General features: G+C 63.4%; 11 protein-coding genes. 1 reads left to right on the top strand and 10 read right to left on the bottom strand.

The annotated features are described in order from the left end of the window. The first annotated feature begins 126 nt into the window (after positions 1-126). Positions 127-1,182 carry a histidinol-phosphate transaminase gene (gene hisC, locus E2A64_RS11715; RefSeq protein WP_133284668.1) on the top strand — a complete coding sequence of 352 codons (1,056 nt, stop codon included), beginning with the start codon at positions 127-129 and terminating at the stop codon, positions 1,180-1,182. Here hisC and gph read toward each other — a convergent pair. From gph to E2A64_RS11665, 10 genes are all read right to left on the bottom strand, one after another. Further along, positions 1,179-1,883 carry a phosphoglycolate phosphatase gene (gene gph, locus E2A64_RS11710; RefSeq protein ID WP_133284667.1) on the bottom strand — a complete coding sequence of 235 codons (705 nt, stop codon included), beginning with the start codon at positions 1,881-1,883 and terminating at the stop codon, positions 1,179-1,181. The genes hisC and gph overlap by 4 nt on opposite strands. 61 nt (positions 1,884-1,944) lie before the next feature. After that, entirely contained in the window at positions 1,945-2,634 is a 690-nt protein-coding gene (gene rpe / locus E2A64_RS11705; RefSeq protein ID WP_133284666.1) for a ribulose-phosphate 3-epimerase, read from the bottom strand. A 114-nt stretch (positions 2,635-2,748) separates the two neighbouring features. Then, positions 2,749-3,921 (bottom strand): osmoprotectant NAGGN system M42 family peptidase, encoded by a 1,173-nt coding sequence (locus E2A64_RS11700; protein WP_133284665.1) that lies wholly within the window; start codon positions 3,919-3,921, stop codon positions 2,749-2,751. Further along, positions 3,899-5,758, bottom strand: a complete 1,860-nt coding sequence (gene ngg, locus E2A64_RS11695) for an N-acetylglutaminylglutamine synthetase (protein ID WP_133284664.1) — start codon at positions 5,756-5,758, stop codon at positions 3,899-3,901. Before ngg ends, E2A64_RS11700 begins: the two co-directional genes overlap by 23 nt. A gap of 13 nt (positions 5,759-5,771) precedes the next feature. Beyond that, positions 5,772-7,547, bottom strand: a complete 1,776-nt coding sequence (locus E2A64_RS11690; protein WP_133284663.1) for an N-acetylglutaminylglutamine amidotransferase — start codon at positions 7,545-7,547, stop codon at positions 5,772-5,774. Positions 7,548-7,735: 188 nt separating this feature from the next. Further along, positions 7,736-8,533, bottom strand: coding sequence for a FadR/GntR family transcriptional regulator (locus tag E2A64_RS11685; protein ID WP_133284662.1), 798 nt, complete (start codon positions 8,531-8,533; stop codon positions 7,736-7,738). Further along, positions 8,520-9,536 carry an ABC transporter ATP-binding protein gene (locus E2A64_RS11680; RefSeq protein ID WP_133284661.1) on the bottom strand — a complete coding sequence of 339 codons (1,017 nt, stop codon included), beginning with the start codon at positions 9,534-9,536 and terminating at the stop codon, positions 8,520-8,522. The genes E2A64_RS11685 and E2A64_RS11680 overlap by 14 nt, the downstream gene beginning before the upstream one ends. Next, positions 9,529-11,448: a dipeptide/oligopeptide/nickel ABC transporter permease/ATP-binding protein gene (locus E2A64_RS11675; protein ID WP_133284660.1), complete on the bottom strand. Its 1,920-nt coding sequence runs from the start codon at positions 11,446-11,448 to the stop codon at positions 9,529-9,531. The genes E2A64_RS11680 and E2A64_RS11675 overlap by 8 nt, the downstream gene beginning before the upstream one ends. Then, on the bottom strand, positions 11,448-12,392 hold the full coding sequence (locus E2A64_RS11670; RefSeq protein ID WP_133284659.1) for an ABC transporter permease: 945 nt from the start codon (positions 12,390-12,392) through the stop codon (positions 11,448-11,450). Before E2A64_RS11670 ends, E2A64_RS11675 begins: the two co-directional genes overlap by 1 nt. A gap of 78 nt (positions 12,393-12,470) precedes the next feature. Further along, positions 12,471-14,030, bottom strand: a complete 1,560-nt coding sequence (locus E2A64_RS11665) for an ABC transporter substrate-binding protein (RefSeq protein WP_133284658.1) — start codon at positions 14,028-14,030, stop codon at positions 12,471-12,473. Positions 14,031-14,034 lie beyond the last annotated feature (4 nt).

Below are 14,034 nucleotides of genomic sequence, written 5' to 3'. Positions count from 1 at the left end.
GATTTGCAGCTCTCCAGCCGTCCGATTCATGCTTTGAGCTTTCGCTCGCAAGCGATTCAGGGATAAGAGAAAACCGGCGGCGGCCAAAAGCGCCGCCGGTTTTTTTCATATCGAAGGCAGCCGTCCATGAGCCGTTTCTGGAGCAAGATCGTCCACGACCTCGACCCCTATGTGCCGGGCGAGCAGCCCAGGATCGAGGGCCTGATCAAGCTCAACACCAACGAGAACCCCTACCCGCCTTCACCGAAGGCGCTGGAGGCGATCCGCCGCGCAACGGACGAGCCCCTGAGGCTGTATCCCGATCCGGTCTCGGCCGAATTGCGCGAAACCATCGCCGCGTCCTTCGGCCTCGAGGCAGGCAACATCTTCGTCGGCAACGGCTCGGACGAGGTTCTCGCTCACGCCTTCATGGGACTGCTGAAGCAGGACGGCCCGCTTCTCTTCCCGGACATCACCTATTCCTTCTATCCCGTCTATTGCGGTCTCTACGGCATCGAGGCGAAGAAAATCCCCCTTGCCGACGACATGTCTGTCGACATCGACGCCTATCGGGGACCGGCAGGCGCGATCATCCTGCCGAATCCCAACGCCCCGACCGGCATCGCGCTGCCGCTTGCGGACATCCGCAAACTCGCGGAAGCGGACCGCGACCGGCTTCTGGTGGTCGATGAGGCCTATGTCGATTTCGGCGGCGAGAGTGCTGCGGCACTGGTGCCTGACTTCGACAACATCCTCGTCATCCGCACATTCTCGAAGTCATACAGCCTGGCCGGCTCGCGCGTCGGCTTCGCCATCGGCCAGCGGCCGCTCATCGAAGCGCTGGAACGCGTCAAGGACAGTTTCAACTCCTACCCGCTCGACCGGCTGGCTCAGGCCGCGGCGACCGCAGCCTGGAAGGACCGCGACTGGTTCGAGGCCACGCGCTCGCGCATCATGATGAGCAGGAACCGGCTCGCCGGCGATCTGACGGAACTCGGCTTCGAGGTTCTGCCCTCCGCGGCAAACTTCGTCTTTGCCCGGCACGCCGGCCACGAAGGCGCGAGCCTCGCCGCGGCACTGCGGGCAGAAGCAATCCTCGTACGCCACTTCAACAAGCCGCGCATTTCCGATTATCTCAGGATCACGGTGGGCACCGAAGCCGAATGCAGCCGCCTCGTCGAGGTCTTGCGCAAGATCCTCTAGGCGGCGGACGATTTCATGGCGGCGATCGCGCCCGGCAGATCGGCCAGGGTGTCGATGACGATGTCGGCGCCGAGCTCGTCGACCGGGACGCGCGAATAGCCGCCGCGCACCGCGACGCTTCTGATCCCGGCATTTCGGGCAGCGTCGATATCGGCGGGGCTGTCGCCCACCATCACGCAGTCGTCCTTGTCCACATGCAGAAGGTCCGCCGTGTGATAGAGCATGCCGGGCTCGGGCTTGCGGTCCGCGCATGTATCGCCGCCGACCACTGCGCCGATCATGTCTGACAGGCCGAAGTGATCGAGGATAATGCGGGTAAAGCCCTCCGGCTTGTTGGTGACGACCGCGAGCTTCACGCCGCCACGGTGATAATCGGCCAGCATCCGTCCCGCTCCGGCCATGAGTTCGGTCCGGCCGGTCAGATGCTTGCCGTAGATCGTCATCATCCGCCCATGACGTTCGTCGAGATCACCCTTGTCGAGCTTGACGCCACGGGCAGCAAAGGCACGCTCGACCAGCTTGCGAACGCCCTCGCCCACCATCTTGCGCACCTGATCGACGCCAAGCGGTTCGAGGCCGTACAAAGGGAGCAGTTCGTTGACCGCAGCGGCGATGTCCGGCACGGAATCGATCAGCGTTCCATCGAGGTCGAACAGGATCGCCCCTGGCCAGTCATGGCCGTTCGCACTGGCTGCGCTCATGTTGCGCCCTTCCTCCTGATCCTGCACGCGCTCAACTCGACCTTGCCCATCGGAAAGAGCGTCAGGCCGCGCGGGAGCCTGCCATGGCCTTGTCGGACGCCGAGCGGATGGCCTCGATATTCGCCCGGTACGCGTCTTCCGAGCCGCCCTTGAAGACGGCCGAACCCGCGACGAGGACGTTTGCGCCGGCGGCAGCCACGAGTGGCGCGGTCTCGGCAGTCACGCCGCCATCGACCTGGATATCGACCGGCCGGTCGCCGATCATCTTTCTGATGCGGGCAATCTTGTCGAGCGTCGCGGGAATGAACTTCTGGCCGCCGAAGCCCGGATTGACCGTCATCACCAGCACCATGTCGAGCCGGTCGAGAACATATTCGATCACGCTTTCCGGCGTCGACGGATTGAGGGCGACGCCGGCCTTCCTGCCGAGATCGCGGATCGCCTGCAGCGAACGGTCAAGATGTCTGGTGGCCTCGGCGTGAACGGTGATGATGTCCGCTCCCGCATTCGCGAAGGCTTCGAGATAGGGATCGCAGGGCTCGATCATCAGGTGGCAGTCGAACGTCGCATCGGTGCGGTTGCGGACCTTCTCGATGATCGGCGGACCGAAGGTGATATTGGGAACGAAATGGCCATCCATGACGTCGAGATGGATCCAGTCCGCGCCTGCGCGCATCACAGCCTCGATCTCGTCGCCGAGCTTGGAGAAATCCGATGCGAGAACGGAAGGGGCAATGATGGTCTTGGTCACGTGATCTGTCTCCCTGGATATGGACCGGCTCCCGGGCCCGGCCCTGCGCCCGGCTATAGCGGCAACCGGCGCACTCGTACAGTCTCACCGCGAAGGCAAGCCGCGATCACCCGCTCAGCTTTGTGGACCGAGCTGCTCGTCCTCGACGTCGGGCGACAGCTCCTGTTCGGCGCGGCCAAGGCTCTGCTTGGTAAAGCCCTTGGTGCCGTGCAGGGTCTGCTCGAAGTCACTCTTGATCTCCACCGGCGAGCGAACATAGGCGGTGATAAGCTCGGCCAGCGACCGCAGCGCATGAAGGTGGATGCGCTCGTAGCCATGCGAGGAATCCACCCCGAAGGTCGCCAGGGCCGTACGCACATCCGCACCAGCCGTCAGCGCGCTTGCCGAATCCGACTGGTAGTAGCGGAAGATATCCTTCTGGTAGCGGATCTCGTTCTCCTGGCACAGTTCCACCATCTTCTTGGTCAGGTGGTAGTCGAACGGGCCGGTCTGATCGGCCATCGCGATGGTGACGCCGAATTCGTCGGAGTTCTGGCCGGGTGCCGTCGTCCCGTTGTCGATGGCGAGCATCGAGGCGACTTCATCGACGAGGATGGACGAGGCACCGACGCCGACTTCCTCCCCCACCGTGAAGAGGAAATGGATGTCGACCGGGGTGACTGCCTTGTTCTTCTGAAGTGCGGCGATTGCGGCAAGCATCAGCGCCACCCCGGCCTTGTTGTCGAGATGACGCGAAACGATAAACCCGTTGTCGTTGAATTCGGGCTGCGGGTCGATGCTCACCATGTCCCCGACCTCGATGCCCAGACGCTCGAGATCTTCGGCGTCACGCGACAGGGCATCGATGCGGAGCTCGACATTGTCCCACGAGGTCGGCTGCGTATCGATCTCGTCGTTGAACGTGTGGCCGGACGACTTGAGCGGCAGGATCGTGCCGCGATAGCTGCCCTTGTCCGTGAACACCGTCGTGCGGGCACCCTCGGCGAAGCGCGAGGACCACGTTCCCACCGGAACGAGCGCGCAGCGGCCATTGCTCTTGAGATATTTGACCTGCGCACCGAGCGTATCGACGTGCGAAACGATTGCACGCGCACCATTCCGCCGCGACCCCTGGCGGACGGCCCGGATCGCACCGCGCCGGGTCAGTTCCGGCTCGAGACCCAGATGCTCCAATTCTCTCGTGACGAACCTGACGACTGTGTCGGTGAACCCTGTCGGACTGGGAATTTTCAAAAGCTTCTCAAGTATCTTGAGAAGGTAGTCGCTATCGATCGTCAGACGGCTCATCTTGTCTCCCTGTGTGCAATTGGTTCTGCAGCGCGCGCCGGACGGCATGCGGCATCGACAACGGAAACAGCAGGTCGATGAAGCGTTCGGCGGTCGGCTGTGGCTCGTGATTGGCCAGACCGGGCCTTTCGTTGGCCTCTATGAAAGCATACTCCGGGGAACGAGGCGATGTCACCATCAAGTCGATTCCGCATACGGGAATATCGATGGATCGTGCCGCTTTGACGGCTGCGTCCACAAGAACGGGATGCACGGTATCCGTCACGTCGTGGATGGTCCCGCCGGTGTGCAGGTTGGCGGTCTTGCGAACCAGAAGCTCCTCGCCTTTGGGCAAGACGTCGTCCAGCTCGTAGCCGGCGGCGGCCAGCGTGCGGGTCGTTTCCGCATCGACGGGAATTTTCGATTCCCCGCCGGTCGCGGCTTCCCGCCTCCGGCTCTGCGCGGCGATCAGCTCGGATATCGTCAGCTTGCCGTCGCCGATCACTTTTGGAGGCAACCGCACCGCGGCAGCCACCAGCTTGAAGTTGATCACGATGAGGCGAAGGTCGGTGCCCTCGAACATCTGCTCGATCAGCACCGTATCGCAGTGCTGCCGGGCCTCCTCGACCGCGGCCTTCACCTCTTCCATGGAAGTCAGGCCGATCGAGATGCCGCGCCCCTGCTCGCCACGCGAGGGTTTGACCACGACCATGCGGTGTTTCCGGAGAAAGGCGGACACCGCATCCTCACCGGCATCTGCATTGATTTGGCCCGGCACCACGACACCGGCATTCTCGACCATCCGGCGCGTGACCGTCTTGTCGTCGCAGATCGACATGGCGACAGCGGTCGTGAGCTCGCTCAGGCTCTCCCGGCAGCGGATCGACACCCCGCCATGGGTGAGCCGGAAGAAGCCGCCCTCCGCATCGATGATCTCGACATGAATGCCGCGGCGGCGGGCTTCCCGGACGATGATCATCGCGTAGGGATTGAGCCCTTCATCGGCCTCGCCGCCCGTAAACAGCTTTTCGTTGATCTGGTTCTTGCGCTTGACCGAGAAGAACGAGACGCGCCTGAAACCGAGCTTCTCGTAAAGCTTGATCGCGCCTTCATTGTCGTGGAGCACGGACAGATCCAGAAAGGCCGCTTCGCGTGCCTGGTAGAATTCTGCCAGCCGCCGAACCAGCGCTTCGCCGATACCCGGATGGCGCGCCTGCGGATCGACGGCGAGGCACCACAGCGAACTGCCCCGCTCGGGATCTCCGAAGGCGCGCGCATGGTCGACGCCGGTCACTGTTCCGACGACGTCACCGGTGATTTCATCCTCGGCCACGAAATAGGTCAGGATGCGCGCGTCACGCTTCGACCAGAAGAAGTCCGGCGCCATCTGCACCATCGAGCGCGAGGCATAGATCCGGTTGATCGCATCCGCGTCGGCCTGCGACGTGAGGCGGCGGATGAAATAGCCCTTCGGCGGCGTTTTCGACGACCGGTATGTCGTCAGATCGAGCCTGTAGGTGTGGGACGGATCGAGGAATACCTCGTGCGGCGCGGTGGCAAGCAGGACATGCGGGTCGCGTACATAGACCGCGATGTCGCGCGTATCGCCGCGCTCCTCGCGAAGCGCGGAGACCAGCGCTTCCGATTTCTCGAAGGTCTGGGCGAATGCCAGTCGTCCCCATCCGCAATCGAGAACGAAATTCTCCTCGGTACCGGACGACTTCGATCCGTGCTGATTGATCGGCGGCTTCAACCCCTGCTGACGCAGCCGCTTGAGCCGGTGACCATAGGGATCGTTGCCCTTGCGGCCCTCCCTCTGACGCTGATCGTTCTGGGTCGGCTTCTCGTCATCTGACATTTCGGCACGTCCCCTACAGGTTGTGAGACTGCAGCCACATTTCCAGAAGCGCCGCCTGCCAGAGTTCGGAACCACGCAGCGGCGTGATATGGGCTGACGGATCGGCGAACAGCTGATCGAGCCATGCCGACTGGAACAGCTCGCGCTCCTTCGCCTTCTGCGAAGTCAGCGTGTCGCGCACCATGTCGAGGAACTCGCCCTGGATGTATTTGAGCTGAGGCACGGGGAAATACCCCTTCTTCCGGTCGATAACCTCGGAAGGGACCACCAGCCGCGCCGCATCCTTCAACACGCCCTTGCCATTGTCGTTGAGCTTGAACTCCTGCGGAATGGTCGCGGCGAGTTCGACCAGCTCGTGATCGAGGAACGGAACGCGCGCTTCGAGACCCCAGGCCATCGTCATGTTGTCGACGCGTTTGACCGGGTCGTCGACCAGCATGATCTCGGAATCGAGGCGCAGCGCCCGATCGACCGGCGTCTCGGCGCCCGCCGCCATCAAATGGTCGCGGACGAATTCCAGGCTCTCGTCGCGATCGGGCATCCAGTCTGGGCTCAGCTGTGTGGACAGCGTCCTGTGATCGCGGTCGAAGAAGACCTTGGCGTAGTCGCCCACCACGTCGTTGGAATTCGCAAGTGGCGGGTACCAGTGGTAACCGCCGAACACCTCGTCGGCACCCTGCCCGGACTGCACGACCTTGATATGCTTGGAGACTTCGCGCGACAGCAGGAAGAAGCCGATATTGTCGTAGGAGACCATCGGTTCGGACTGCGCCTGGATGGTCGAGGGCAGATGTTCCATCAGCTCCGACGCCGGCACGAAGATCTTGTTGTGATCCGTCTCGAACCGCTTGGCGATCAGGTCGGAATAGACGAACTCGTCGCCCTTCTCGCCATTGGCCTCCTCGAAACCGATGGAGAAGGTCTTCAGGTCGTGCTGGCCCTGCTCGGCAAGCAGACCGACGATGACGCTGGAATCGACGCCGCCGGAGAGCAGCACGCCGACCGGGACGTCGGCCACCATGCGGCGGCGGACGGCGGTGCGCAGCGCTTCAAGCACACGGTCGCGCCAGTCTTCGCGGGTCAGCCCCCTGTCTTCGGAACGGCGCTCATAGGAGGCATTCCAGTAGCGGCGGTCGCGCTCGGTGCCATCGGCCTCGATCCGGCGAATGGTCGCCGGCGGCAGCTTGCGCACGCCGGAAATGATCGTCCGCGGCGCCGGCACGACCGCGTGGAAGCTCATGTAATTGTGGAGCGCGGCACGGTCGATCCCCGTATCGACATCGCCGGCGGCAACGAGCGCGGGAAGCGACGAGGCAAAACGCAGGCGCTTGCCTTTCGGCGCGAGATAGAGCGGCTTGATGCCGAACCGGTCGCGCGCGAGCGTCACCGCGCCCGTCGCGCGTTCGTGAATGGCGAAGGCGAACATGCCGTGGAAACGTTCGACGCAGGCCTCGCCCCATTTGTGGAAGGACTTGAGGATGACCTCGGTGTCCCCATGCGAGAAGAAGGTGTAGCCCTCGGCTTCGAGCTCCGCCCTGAGTTCCGGGTAGTTGTAGATACAGCCGTTGAAGGTGATCGTCAGGCCCAGATCGGAATCCGTCATCGGCTGGGCGGAATTCTCCGACAAGTCGATGATCTTGAGCCTGCGATGCCCGAAGGCCACCGGTCCGCGCGCCACGACCCCGGTCCCGTCGGGACCGCGAGGCGCGAGTACATCGAGCATCTTCGCCACCGCGCCGGCGTCGGCAAAGTTTCCATCAAAACGAATCTCTCCGGCTATTCCACACATGGAGGGCTGATCGTCCTTCTTGCTTGGGCGGCGAACCGCCGACGGATATAAAAAAAGGTGCGGCTGTCCCACACCTCCCGATTTTTGATTGCGCTAATGAGTGTAGGGCGCTGCGCTGCGAAATCAAATTCTGGCCGGCATTTTGTCGCCGCTGCGTCTTTGCCGCCCGCGTGATCGGCCCGTGCTGCCTATGTCTCGCGCGGCTGGGCAGGCGCTTCATTTTCCCTGCTGCCGCGCTTTCGGATATCCGCCATTTCCAGCATGTATGTCTCGGCCTCGATCATGTGGTCGCGCATGATGAACCGCGCCTCGTCGGCGCGTCCCGCCTTGATCGCGCGGATGAGCCGGATCTGGTAACTCAGGCCGGTTTCGCGAAGATGGGGAACCGGGGCGCGGTAGATTTCGCGGCAGACCGTCATATCCCGCAGGAGGCTCGCCATGAAAATGCAGATGAAGCCCAGAACCCTGTTGCTTGCCCGGCGGGCGAGTTCCGAATGGAAGTCGAGCTCCGCCATGCGCTGCCGATATTCCTCTTCCGCCGTCTCCGGCTCGTCTTCGTAGAGGCGGATCGTCTCGCGCAGGGCGGCGAAGTCGTCCTCGGAAAGTTGCCCGGCGACGCTCGCCGCCAGTTCCGGCTCCAGAACCTTGCGGATGGCATAGATGTCGGAAATCGTCGGATCGCCGAACAGGAACAGGTTCTCGATCGTGCGGATCGCATCCTCGGACCTGACGCTCGAGACGAACACGCCGCCGCCCGGACCGGTACGGCTTGCGATCATGCCCTGAAACTCGAGGATCTTCAGCGCCTCGCGCGCGCTGCCGCGGGAGACGCCCAGTTCGCGCGGATCAATCCACTCGGGCGGCACCCGGTCACCGGGCTTCAGCCCTCCTTCCAGAATGCGCTCACGCAGCCGGTCGGCCGCCTGATCCGGCCGCTTCTGCTTGCGCGGCTGACTGCCCCCCTTCTCCTCCCTAACCTTCGTCATGGCTCTCCGGATGATGACAGGCCGCCAGATGCGCGGGGTTCCCCGGCGCGGACTTGAGCAGCGGCATTTCTTTCGTGCAGATATCGGTGCCATGCGCGCAGCGGGCATGGAAGGCGCAGCCCGGCGGCGGATTGTAGGGATCGGGCAGCTCCGCCTCGGCATCCTCGGCGCCCAGATCACGGCGGCCAGGCGCGGGGGCAGAGTTGAGAAGCAGCCGTGTGTAGTGATGGCGCGGCTTCCTGAAGAGCGCCTTGCCGGGCGCAAGCTCGGCGACGCGGCCGAAATAGAGAACGGCGACACGGTCCGACACGCTTTCGACGACCGAGAGGTCATGACTGATGAACAGGAAGGTCAGGCCGAAACGCGACTTCAGATCGGCGAGGATATTGAGCACCTGCGCCTGCACCGAAACATCGAGCGCGGAGACCGGCTCGTCGAGCACGATGAGTTCCGGATCGGCGGCGAGCGCCCGGGCGATCCCGATCCGCTGCGCCTGTCCGCCGGAAAATTCGTGCGGGTAGCGATCGAGAAATTCGGGCGCCAGATTGACCGCATCCATCAGTTCATCAAGGCGCTCCGCCCGCCTTGCCTTGTCCATTTTGAGCAGATGGATCAGCGGCGCTTCGAGAATGGTGCGGATGGTCTTGCGCGGATTGAGCGAGGCGAGCGGATCCTGGAAGACATACTGGATGCGCCGCGCGACGGCCCGGTGATCGGACCTGGCCGTCGCCACCAGATCCTCGCCCTCGAACGTGATCGAGCCGCCCGACGGCGCGTCGAGCCCGGCGATCATCCGCGCCAGCGTCGATTTCCCGCAACCCGATTCCCCGACGATCCCGAGCGTCTCGCCCTTCTTCACGTCGAGCGAAATCCCCTGAACCGCATGAACCGACGGATGGCGACCGCCGAACAGCGTCCGTCCGCCGCCGAAAATGCGCTCCACCTTTCCGAGCGAGAGAAGCGGCGCGTCAGCCGCTTTGCCGATGGCGGCGGCCTCAGACATGTTCGACCTCCCTCTCCTCTTCGAGCGGATGTAGGCAACGGGCCGCGCGGCGCTCGCCGAATTGTCTCATCGGCATCTCGCCTGACCTGCAGTCGGCCTGCGCGCGCGGGCAGCGTGGCGCGAATGCGCAGCCATCGGGCAGACGGTTGACGACGGGCGGACGCCCCTCGATGGCGTCAAGCCGCCGCTCGGGCTCGCCCAGAACCGGAACGCAATCGATCAGCTTGGCCGTATAGGGGTGTTTCGGCGCCGTGAGGATTTCCTCCGTCGTTCCCGTCTCCACGATCTTGCCCGCATACATGACCGCGACCCGGTCGCAGATCGCCGAGACCACGCCGAAATCATGGGTGATGAACAGGATGCCGGTGTCGCGCTCCTTGCGCAGCTTGTCGAGGAGCGACAGCACCTGCGCCTGCACGGTGACATCGAGCGCGGTCGTCGGCTCGTCGGCGATGATGACGTCAGCCTCGTTGGCGAGCGCCATGGCAATGCAGACGCGCTGGCGCATGCCGCCCGACATCTCGTGCGGGTAGGAATCGAGCCTGCTTCCGGCGTTTGGAATGCGAACCGTTTTCAAAAGCTCTTCGGCCCTGGCGCGTGCCTGCCGGTAGCTCAGCGGCTGGTGCGCGCGGATCGCCTCGATCAGCTGGTCGCCGACGGTAAACAGCGGGTGCAGCGTCGACAGCGGGTCCTGGAAGACATGGCTGACGGCGGAGCCGCGCAACTGCCGGATTCGTTCGTCCGACGCGGCGAAAAGATCTTCGTCCCCCAGCAGTGCCACGCCGCCGACGATACTGCCGGGCGGCGTCGGCACCAGCCCCATGATCGACATGGCGGAAACGGACTTGCCGGATCCGGATTCGCCGACCAGTCCGAGGCATTCTCCCTTGCCGACCTTGAGATCGACACCGCCCACCGCCTTGTAGACATCCGGCCCGATGCGGAACTCGGTCCGCAGTCCCTGCACGTCGAGAATGGCGTCCGGGTCGCGCTCGATCGTCTCGGGTACCGTCTCGCGCCTGACCGCGGTGCGCGGGACGGGCCGTGTGAGCGAGCCCGATTTCAGCCTTGGATCGAGAATGTCGCGCACGCCGTCGCCAAGCAGGTTGATCGACATGACGAGCACGAAGATCATCAGCCCCGGCACCACCGAAACATGTGGCGAGGTGAAGAGGATCTTGCGCCCCTCGCCCAGCATCGAACCGAGATCCGCCTGCGGCGGCTGCGCACCGAGACCCAGAAATGAGAGACCCGCGGTTTCAAGGATCATCCAGCCTATGGTGGTCGACATGGTGATGATGATGACCGGCAGCACGTTGGGCAGCACCTCGCCGAAGAGGATCTGGACATGGCTCTTGCCGGAAAGCCGGGCCGCGTCCACGAATTCGCGCCGCGACAGCCCCAGCGCGATGCCGCGGATGTTTCTGGCGAAGAAGGGAATGTTGACGACCGCGATGGCGTAGAGCGCGTTGAGAAGTCCCGGGCCGAGCACCGCCACGATGGCGAGGGCCAGCAGGATATAGGGAAACGCCATCACCATATCGATGCCGCGCATCAACAGCGTATCGGTCTTGCCGCCCGCATAGCCCGCGACAAGCCCGATCAGCGAGCCGAAGAAGGCTGCAATCAGCGTCGCCGAGATGCCGACGGCGAGCGAGACGCGCGCGCCCCAGATCAGCCGCGAGAACAGATCGCGACCGAGCGCATCGGTGCCCAGAAGATGCCCGGCCGTTCCGACGGGCAGAAGCCGGTCTGCCGGCGCCGTCAGGTCGGGATCGGGCAGCGGCAGCACCGGCGCCAGCAGCGCAATCACGACGATAAGCGAGAAAAGGACGAGACCGGCGGTCGCAAGCTGGTTGTTCAGTAACAGCCGGAATGTCGACGGTCTGCTTTTCGTCTGCTTGTCCGCCATCAGCGCAACCTCGGATCGATGATGGTCTGCACCACGTCGGCGGCCAGATTGAAGAGCACATAGGCAGCGGCCACGACAAGCACCCCGCCCTGCACAAGAAGGAGATCACGGGTGGAAATGGCGGTCACCAGCATCGAGCCGATACCGGGCCACTGGAAGACCGTCTCGATATAGACCGCCCCGCCGAGCACGAAACCCGCCTGGATGCCGATCACCGGAATGACGGAAACGAGAGCCGCCTTGAAGGCGTGCTTGTAGATGACCCTGCTCTCGGAAAGCCCCTTGGCGCGGGCGGTGCGGATATAGTCCTGCCGCAGGACTTCCAGCATCGCGGTGCGCGTCAGCCGGGCAATGACGCCGGTCGCCACCACCGCAAGCGTCATGGCCGGGAGGAAGAGGTGATGAAGCAGGTCGAGCGGTCCGCCGCCGCCATAGCTCGCGTACATGCCGGAGACCGGGAACAGTTTGATCTTCACCGCGAACAAGAGGATCAGGATCAGCCCGAGCCAGAAGGACGGCGCGGAAATGCCGATCAGCACGACGAAGGTGATCACCTTGTCGGCGAGGCCGAACTGGCGGACGGCGGAGACGACGCCGGCGATCAGACCGAGGATGGAACAGATGACGAGCGCGGTGCCTGCGAGAATGAGCGTGGCATTGAACCGCGACAGAACCTCGTCGAGCACGGGCTTGTTGAGACTGTAGGACCGCCCCAGATCGCCGTGCAGCAGATTGCCGATCCAGATGAAATATTGCTCGACCATCGACTTGTCCAGGCCGAGGTCGCGGTTGAGTTTCTCGACATTTTCAGGCGTGGCATAGGAGCCGAGGATGGCGGTCGCCGGATCGCCCGGGATCATCGACATGATGACGAAGACGATGATCGTCAGCCCGAAGAGGACGGGAATGGCCGCAAGCAGCCGTTTTGCGATGTAAAGGCCCACGCCGGATCGCCCCGCTGACTAGAATGATCGAATGGATACCGGCCGCCGGACCCGTTTCCGACGGCCGGCGGCCCCCACTTATTGCGGTTTTGTCACCTTCTGCAGCATCAGGAAGAAGGAGGGCTGCAGCTTGAAGTTCTCGACGCCCGCCCTGGTGACGGCATTCTGCTTCCAGTTGGCGACGAACACCCAAGGCGCGTCATCGTGCACGATCTGCTGCATTTCCTTGTAGAGCTTGGCGCGCTCGCTCTGGTCGGTCGCCTCGCGTGCCGCGTTCAGCAGCTCATCGACTTTCGGGTTGGAATAATAGCCCGAGTTGAAGCCCCCCTTGTCCGGGAAGGCTTCCGAGCGCAGCGCCAGATAGGGCAACGTGTCCGGATCATTGGTCATCCAGGCCATTTCGGCCATGTCGGCCTTGCCTTCGAGGCCGGGGTTTACCTTGTCGAGGAAGGTGTTCCACTCGTAGGTCTCGATATTGACCTTCATGCCGACCTTCTGCAGATCCGCCTGGATCGCGGTCCCCATGGCGACAGGATCGAGCATGCCCGAACCGCCTTCGGTCACGTAGAAGGTCAGCGGCTCGCCGGAATAGCCGGCCTCCTTGAGCAGTTCCTTGGCCTTTTCCGGATCGTACGGATAAGGATCCAGGCTCTCGTCATAGGCCCATGCGAAGGCCGGCGGGGTCGGACCGGCGGCGATGTCGGCCGTGCCCTGAAGCACGTTCTCGGTCAACGCCTTCTTGTCGATTGCATAATTGGCGGCCTGACGCACCAGCTTGTCGGAGAACGGGCCTTCCTTGAGGTTGAGGATCAGGAACCAGACGTGCGGCCCGGCCTGTTCGAGCACCTTGTACTCGGCATTGTCGCGAAATTGCTGCAGGCTGTCCGGCGGAACCTCGACCATGATGTCGAGACCACCCGCCAGCATTTCCGCGATGCGCGTATTGGCGTCGGTGATCGGGCGATAGACGATTGCCTCGAGCGGCGCGGCGCCGTCCCAGTAATCCTCGTTGCGGCTCACCACCACCTTGGCGTTGGCTTCCCACTCCTCGAACTTGAAGGCGCCGGTGCCGGACGGATGACGTCCGAAATCCTTGCCGTATTCTTCGACCGCCGCCGGCGAGACGATCAGCCCGGTCGGATAGGCGAGATTGGAGAGAAACGGCGCATAGGGCGCGTTCAGCTTGAATTCGACGGTGAGGTCATCGATCACGTTCACTTCCGCGACGGACGAGAAGAAGAAGGCGAGCGGGAACGGCCCCGTATCGTGGAAGGGATGATCTTCCTTGAGCATGCGGTCGAAATTGAATTTCACCGCCTCCGCGTTGAACTCGGACCCGTCGTGGAACGTCACGCCGGAGCGCAGCTTGAACGTATAGGTCTTGCCGTCCTCGGAAATCTCCCAGCTCTCGGCCAGTGCCGGTTCCACTTCCAGTGTGCCGTCGCGGTAGCGCGTCAGCCCGTCATAGACGTTGACGAGGATGCGGAAGTCGTTGACCGCGGTCACGGCGGCGGGATCGAGGGATTTGGGCTCGGCGATCTGCCCGACGATCGCAACGTTTGGCGGCGTCTGCGACATCGCGGGCGATGCCAGAAGCAAACTCAGGGCACCGAAGGCTGCAGCCAGCAGTTTTCTCATGGGA

It is taken from the genome of Pseudohoeflea suaedae (genome assembly GCF_004354915.1).
GTDB classification, from domain to species: Bacteria; Pseudomonadota; Alphaproteobacteria; order Rhizobiales; family Rhizobiaceae; genus Pseudohoeflea; species Pseudohoeflea suaedae.
Note: the sequence above shows the minus strand (reverse complement) of the source record. Positions and strands in the feature narration are given on the sequence as shown.